This is a genomic window from Streptomyces sp. NPDC058985 (genome assembly GCF_042740985.1).
Classification (GTDB): Bacteria; Actinomycetota; Actinomycetes; order Streptomycetales; family Streptomycetaceae; genus Streptomyces.
Genome location: NZ_JBHYJX010000018.1, coordinates 1 through 6,775, shown reverse-complemented (window position 1 = coordinate 6,775; position 6,775 = coordinate 1). Strand labels below are relative to the sequence as shown.

The following is a 6,775-nucleotide window of genomic DNA, read 5'->3' as shown; positions in this document are numbered from 1 at the left end:
CGTCACCGCACCGGGCCCTACCCCCTGTCGGTGTTAGACGGGTCGCCGGCGACCGCCACGGGGAGGGGGGGGGGGCGTGGCGCCCCCCGCCGCTTCCCGCTCGCCGGTCCGTGTGACAGAGAATGCGGGGCACGTCGCCCTCTGCGACGATCGCCGCATGATCACGCGTCCCAGGGAGCTCACCACACAGTGGACGGCCATCAGTCCGATGGCCGCGGTGGTGCTGCTGATCCTCACCTGGGGACGCGATCTGCCAGGAGCCCTGGTGGCGCTGATGACGGTCGTCCTCGCGATGGCCGTCCTGGCCGCCGTGCACCACGCGGAGGTCGTGGCCCATCGGGTCGGCGAACCCTTCGGTTCCCTGGTCCTCGCCGTCGCGGTGACGGTCATCGAGGTCGCGCTCATCGTGACGCTGATGGTGGACGGCGGCGACAAGAGCGCCACCCTGGCCAGGGACACGGTCTTCGCCGCCGTGATGATCACCTGCAACGGCGTGGTGGGCCTCAGCCTCCTGGTCGGCTCGCTCCGGCACGGCATCGCCACGTTCAACCCCGAGGGCACCGGAGCCGCCCTCGCGACGGTGGCGACCCTGGCCACCCTCAGCCTGGTGCTGCCCACGTTCACCACCAGCGCGCCCGGCCCGGAGTTCTCCACCGTGCAGCTCACCTTCGCGGCGCTCTCCTCGCTGATCCTCTACGGCCTGTTCATCGCCACCCTGACCGTGCGGCACCGCGACTACTTCCTGCCGATCACCCGGCACGGCGAAGTGATCACGGTCGAGGAGCACGCCCACGCACCGTCCGCCCGCACCGCCCTGATCAGCCTGGTGATGCTCGCCCTGGCGCTGATCGGCGTCGTCGGACTGGCGAAGGGAGTGTCGCCGACCATCGAGGACGGGGTGGAGGCCGCCGGCCTGCACCATGCCGTGGTCGGCGTCATCATCGCCCTGCTGGTGCTGCTCCCCGAGACCATCGCCGCGGTGCGTTCCGCGCGCCGCGACCGGGTGCAGACCAGCATGAACCTCGCCCTCGGCTCCGCGATGGCGAGCATCGGTCTGACCATTCCCGCGGTCGCCCTGGCCTCCGTGTGGCTCACCGGGCCGCTGGTCCTGGGCCTGAGCGCCATCCACATGGTGCTGCTCGCCCTGACCGTGGTCGTCGCCTCGCTGACCATCGTTCCCGGGCGGGCCACCCCCCTCCAAGGAGGAGTCCACCTGGTGCTGTTCGCGGCGTACTTGGAGCTCGCGATCAATCCGTAGACGGAGGGGACGGCCGGTCGGGGCGCCGTGATAGACCGGGGGCCGAGCAGCGGTCGCGCAAGGGCCGCCGCACCCTCACGGACCGGAGGAACCGTGCCCCGCACCCTGGCCAACGCCCCGATCATGATCCTCAACGGCCCCAACCTGAACCTGCTGGGCCAGCGTCAGCCGGAGATCTACGGCTCCGACACCCTCGCCGACGTCGAGGCCCTGTGTGTGAAGACGGCGGCGGCACACGGCGGCACGGTGGACTTCCGGCAGTCCAACCACGAGGGCGAGTTGGTCGACTGGATCCACGAGGCCCGGCTGAACCACTGCGGGATCGTGATCAACCCCGCCGCCTACTCGCACACCTCCGTGGCCGTCCTGGACGCGCTCAACACCTGCGACGGGCTGCCCGTGGTGGAGGTCCACATCTCCAACATCCACCAGCGGGAGCCGTTCCGGCACCACTCCTACGTCTCGCAGCGCGCCGACGGGGTCATCGCGGGGTGCGGTGTGCAGGGATACGCGTTCGCCGTGGAGCGGGTCGCCGCGCTGGCCGGGACGGGGCAGGCCCGGGCCTGAGCCCGCCGGTCGGGGGCGGGAAAACGGGAGACCGGCGGCCCGTACCGCACGGGAGCCGTCATCCCGCGCGGGGCTGCCTTCAGTGGACCGCTCCCGCCGGCCGGCCGGGAGCGCGCGAAGAGCACCGGTGTGCGCGAACGCGTCACACGGGGCGCGCACGCCGGTTCGAGCGCGGGGTGTCCGCGCCGCGCTCCCGTCGCTCACCAGCCGCGCGTGCGCCACTCCGGCAGGTGCGGCCGCTCCGCGCCGAGCGTGGTGTCGTTGCCGTGCCCGGGATAGACCCACGTCTCGTCCGCGAGCACGTCGAAGACCTTCGTCTCGACGTCGTGGAGCAGGCTCGCGAACGCCTCCGGGTCCTTGTGGGTGTTGCCCACACCGCCCGGGAAGAGACAGTCCCCCGTGAACACATGGGGGTGCCCGTGTGGGTCGTCGTACACCAGGACGATGGAACCCGGCGTGTGGCCGACCAGGTGGCGGGCGGTGAGTTCCACCTGCCCCACCCTGATCGTGTCCCCGTCGTCGACCGCGACGTCGGTCGGCACCGGGATGCCCTCGGCGTCGTACCGGCCGGCGTGGGTGCGGGCGCCGGTGGCGGCGACGACTTCGGCGAGTGCCTGCCAGTGGTCGCCGTGGCGGTGGGTGGTGACGACGGACGCGATGCCGTCGTCACCGATCGTGCCCAGCAGCGTGTGCGCGTCGTTGGCGGCGTCGATCAGCAGTTGCTCGTCGGTGGCCCGGCAGCGCAGCAGATAGGCGTTGTTGTTCATCGGGCCGACCGCGACCTTGGTGATCATCAGGTCCTTGAGCTCGTGCACGTCGGCGGGTCCGCCGACCGTCACCTCTCCGCTGTACGTCATGACGGCCAGCCTAGCTCCGGCAGGCGGCCCGCGGACCGCGGTGTACGGGCTACAGCGGCGGGAGTTCCGGCAGCGGGCCGCCCGTCACCGTGAGCGCGGTGCCCTCCCGGCGCCCGGCGAGCCAGCCGAGCAGATCGGCCGGGGAACCGGTCACGGTCACCTCCGGCGCGTCCGCCTCACGGCCCGTGCGCCACGCGTGCGTACCGTCCGTGAGCCGGGTGGGCGGCACGTCCGGGTGCCCGGTGAAGCGGGCGGCGAGGAAGTCGGTCTCGCGCCCGGTGAACTCCGCCGGAAGATCCTCCAGCTCGTACCCGATGCCCAGGTCCACGTGGTGCAGCTCCACCTCGGCCCACCGCCGGAACGGCAGCCGGGAGGCGGAGTCGGTGACGCCGTTGCGCAGCTCCACCGTGCGCGACCAGTCCGCGGGCGCCGCAGCGGCCGCCTGGAAACCGGCCGCGCTCTCGCGGACGTCCGCGAGCTGGGCGTCGAGGGACCGCGGGGCGTCCCGCTCGATGTCGGCGTCCCGGGCCTCGCCGGAGACGTACATGGGGCGTCCTTCGAGGACGTTCACGAGGGCGTCGGCGTTACGGGCGAGGTGGGCGAGGACGTGGCCGCGGGTCCAGCCGGGAAGCCGTGACGACTCCGTCACGGACGCGTCGTCCAGTTTCCCGACCGCGGTGAGCAGCCGGTCGGTCGCGTCACGTACAGACGCCAGGTCATGAGCGTGATCAATCATGCTGCTGACCCTAGACCGGACCACACCTTCGGGTGAAGGTGGTGGACGATGCCCGCAATTCGAATGTGCGTGCTATAAGGTCGGAGGCGGCGTCGGGCATGCTGGGAAGTCGGGGTTTGTTGACAACCGGTGAATCCGACCGGCGTTGTCAGTGGCTCCCCCTAGTCTGAGAAAAGACGGGGGCCCCGCCCCTGTCACTTCTCTCAAGAAAGGTGCGGACCGGCGTGGCCGACCGTCTCATCGTCCGTGGCGCGCGCGAGCACAACCTGAAGAACGTCTCGCTCGACCTGCCGCGTGACTCGCTCATCGTCTTCACGGGCCTCTCCGGGTCGGGCAAGTCCTCCCTGGCCTTCGACACCATCTTCGCCGAGGGCCAGCGGCGCTACGTGGAGTCGCTCTCCTCCTACGCCCGGCAGTTCCTCGGCCAGATGGACAAGCCGGACGTCGACTTCATCGAGGGGCTCTCCCCGGCGGTCTCCATCGACCAGAAGTCGACCTCGCGCAACCCGCGCTCCACGGTCGGCACGATCACCGAGGTCTACGACTACCTGCGCCTGCTCTTCGCCCGCATCGGCAAGCCGCACTGCCCGGAATGCGGCCGGCCGATCTCGCGCCAGTCGCCGCAGGCCATCGTCGACAAGGTCCTGGAGCTGCCGGAGGGAAGCCGCTTCCAGGTGCTGTCGCCGCTGGTGCGCGAGCGCAAGGGCGAGTTCGTCGACCTGTTCGCGGAGCTCCAGACCAAGGGCTACTCCCGCGCGCGGGTGGACGGCGAGACCATCCAGCTCTCCACCCCGCCGACGCTGAAGAAGCAGGAGAAGCACACCATCGAGGTGGTCGTCGACCGCCTCACCGTCAAGGACTCCGCCAAGCGCCGCCTCACCGACTCCGTCGAGACCGCGCTCGGCCTGTCCGGCGGCATGGTCGTGCTCGACTTCGTCGACCTCCCCGAGGACGACCCCGAGCGCGAACGCATGTACTCGGAGCACCTGTACTGCCCGTACGACGACCTGTCCTTCGAGGAGCTGGAGCCCCGCTCCTTCTCCTTCAACTCGCCCTTCGGTGCCTGCCCCGACTGCTCCGGCATCGGCACCCGCATGGAGGTCGACCCGGAGCTGATCGTCCCCGACGAGGACAAGTCCCTCGACGAGGGCGCCATCCACCCCTGGTCGCACGGGCACACCAAGGACTACTTCGGCCGGCTGATCGGCGCCCTCGCGGACGCGCTCGGCTTCCGCACGGACATCCCCTTCGGGGGCCTCCCGCTGCGCGCCCGCAAGGCCCTGCTGTACGGCCACAAGACCCAGGTCGAGGTCCGCTACCGCAACCGGTACGGCCGCGAGCGCCGGTACACCACGGCCTTCGAGGGCGCCATCCCCTTCGTCAAGCGCCGGCACAGCGAGGCCGAGAGCGACGCCAGCCGCGAGCGCTTCGAGGGCTACATGCGCGAGGTGCCCTGCCCCACCTGCGAGGGCACCCGGCTCAAGCCCCTCGTCCTCGCGGTCACCGTCATGGGCAAGTCGATCGCCGAGGTCTCGGCGATGTCCATCAGCGACTGCGCCGACTTCCTGGGCGAGCTCAGGCTCAGCGCCCGCGACAAGAAGATCGCCGAGCGCGTGCTCAAGGAGGTCAACGAGCGACTCCGCTTCCTGGTCGACGTCGGCCTGGACTACCTCTCGCTGAACCGCGCGGCCGGCACTCTCTCCGGCGGCGAGGCCCAGCGCATCCGGCTGGCCACCCAGATCGGCTCCGGACTCGTCGGCGTGCTCTACGTCCTCGACGAGCCGTCCATCGGCCTGCACCAGCGCGACAACCACCGGCTGATCGAGACCCTGGTCCGGCTCCGCGACATGGGCAACACCCTCATCGTCGTCGAGCACGACGAGGACACCATCAAGGTCGCCGACTGGATCGTCGACATCGGCCCAGGCGCCGGTGAGCACGGCGGCAAGGTCGTACACAGCGGCTCCCTCAAGGGACTGCTCGACAACGCCGAGTCGCAGACCGGCCTGTACCTGTCCGGCAGGAAGGCCATCCCGCTGCCCGACATCCGGCGCCCGCACGACCCGTCCAGGCAGCTCACCGTGCACGGTGCCCGGGAGAACAACCTCCAGGACATCGACGTGTCCTTCCCGCTCGGCGTCTTCACGGCCGTCACCGGTGTCTCCGGCTCCGGCAAGTCGACCCTGGTCAACGACATCCTGTACACGCACCTGGCCCGCGAGCTGAACGGCGCCCGGAGCGTGCCCGGCCGCCACACGCGCGTGGACGGCGACGACCTCGTCGACAAGGTCGTGCACGTCGACCAGTCGCCCATCGGCCGCACCCCGCGGTCGAACCCGGCGACGTACACAGGGGTCTTCGACCACGTCCGCAAGCTGTTCGCCGAGACGACGGAGGCAAAGGTCCGCGGTTACCTGCCGGGCCGCTTCTCCTTCAACGTCAAGGGCGGCCGCTGCGAGAACTGCGCGGGCGACGGCACGATCAAGATCGAGATGAACTTCCTCCCGGACGTCTACGTCCCGTGCGAGGTCTGCCACGGTGCCCGGTACAACCGGGAGACCCTGGAGGTCCACTACAAGGGCAAGTCCATCGCCGACGTCCTGAACATGCCGATCGAGGAGGCGACCGACTTCTTCGAGGCGGTCCCCGCGATCTCCCGGCACATGAAGACGCTCAAGGACGTCGGCCTCGGCTACGTCCGGCTCGGCCAGTCCGCGACCACCCTGTCCGGCGGTGAGGCCCAGCGCGTCAAGCTCGCCAGCGAGCTGCAGCGCCGCTCCACCGGCCGCACGGTCTACGTTCTGGACGAGCCGACCACCGGTCTGCACTTCGAGGACATCAGCAAGCTGCTGACGGTCCTGGCCGGCCTGGTCGACAAGGGCAACACGGTCATCGTCATCGAGCACAACCTCGACGTGATCAAGACCGCCGACTGGGTCGTCGACATGGGCCCCGAGGGCGGGGCCGGCGGTGGCCTGGTGGTCGCCGAGGGCACGCCCGAGCAGGTCGCCGGGGTTGCCACCAGCCACACCGGCAAGTTCCTGCGGGACGTGCTCGGTGCCGACCGGATCAGCGACGCGTCCTCCGTGCGGAGCCCGCGCAAGGCGGCGGCGAAGACGGTGGCGTCCAAGGCCACCGCCAAGAAGACCGCGACGAAGTCGGTCGCGGACCCGGCCGTACGGAAGGCCGCTCCCAAGGGGGCCGCGGCGAAGAAGACCACCGCGAAGACCTCCACCGCGGCGAAGACGGCCAAGAAGGCCGCCAAGCCCGCCGCGAAGAAGACGACGCGGACGAGCAAGGCCTGAGAGCCGAGTCCGGCACCGCACCGGCCGACATCGACGCGCCGGGGCCCACGAT

The 6,775-nt window shown here is 70.5% G+C and carries 5 protein-coding genes; 3 read left to right on the top strand and 2 right to left on the bottom strand.

The window, feature by feature from the left end; translation table 11 throughout:
• The first annotated feature begins 157 nt into the window (after positions 1–157).
• Positions 158–1,258, top strand: coding sequence for a calcium:proton antiporter (locus ACFW01_RS17910; RefSeq protein WP_384504477.1), 1,101 nt, complete (start codon positions 158–160; stop codon positions 1,256–1,258).
• 93 nt (positions 1,259–1,351) lie between these two features.
• On the top strand, positions 1,352–1,825 hold the full coding sequence (gene aroQ / locus ACFW01_RS17905; protein ID WP_376356293.1) for a type II 3-dehydroquinate dehydratase: 474 nt from the start codon (positions 1,352–1,354) through the stop codon (positions 1,823–1,825).
• 200 nt (positions 1,826–2,025) lie between these two features.
• On the opposite strand, the gene ACFW01_RS17900 is transcribed toward aroQ, so the two are convergent.
• Entirely contained in the window at positions 2,026–2,682 is a 657-nt protein-coding gene (locus tag ACFW01_RS17900; RefSeq protein ID WP_234953490.1) for an MBL fold metallo-hydrolase, read from the bottom strand.
• Between the two features lie 49 nt (positions 2,683–2,731).
• Positions 2,732–3,418 (bottom strand): maleylpyruvate isomerase family mycothiol-dependent enzyme, encoded by a 687-nt coding sequence (locus ACFW01_RS17895; protein WP_384504474.1) that lies wholly within the window; start codon positions 3,416–3,418, stop codon positions 2,732–2,734.
• Between the two features lie 224 nt (positions 3,419–3,642).
• Here ACFW01_RS17895 and uvrA point away from each other — a divergent pair, with 224 nt between their 5' ends.
• On the top strand, positions 3,643–6,723 hold the full coding sequence (gene uvrA, locus ACFW01_RS17890; RefSeq protein WP_384504472.1) for an excinuclease ABC subunit UvrA: 3,081 nt from the start codon (positions 3,643–3,645) through the stop codon (positions 6,721–6,723).
• The last annotated feature ends 52 nt before the right edge of the window (positions 6,724–6,775 follow it).

Excerpts from the sequence above, each read along its gene's own strand:
- ACFW01_RS17910 (WP_384504477.1), top strand. The coding sequence starts at position 158 with ATGATCACGCGTCCCAGGGAGCTCACCACACAGTGGACGGCCATCAGT.
- ACFW01_RS17900 (WP_234953490.1), bottom strand. The coding sequence starts at position 2,682 with ATGACGTACAGCGGAGAGGTGACGGTCGGCGGACCCGCCGACGTGCAC.
- ACFW01_RS17895 (WP_384504474.1), bottom strand. The coding sequence starts at position 3,418 with ATGATTGATCACGCTCATGACCTGGCGTCTGTACGTGACGCGACCGAC.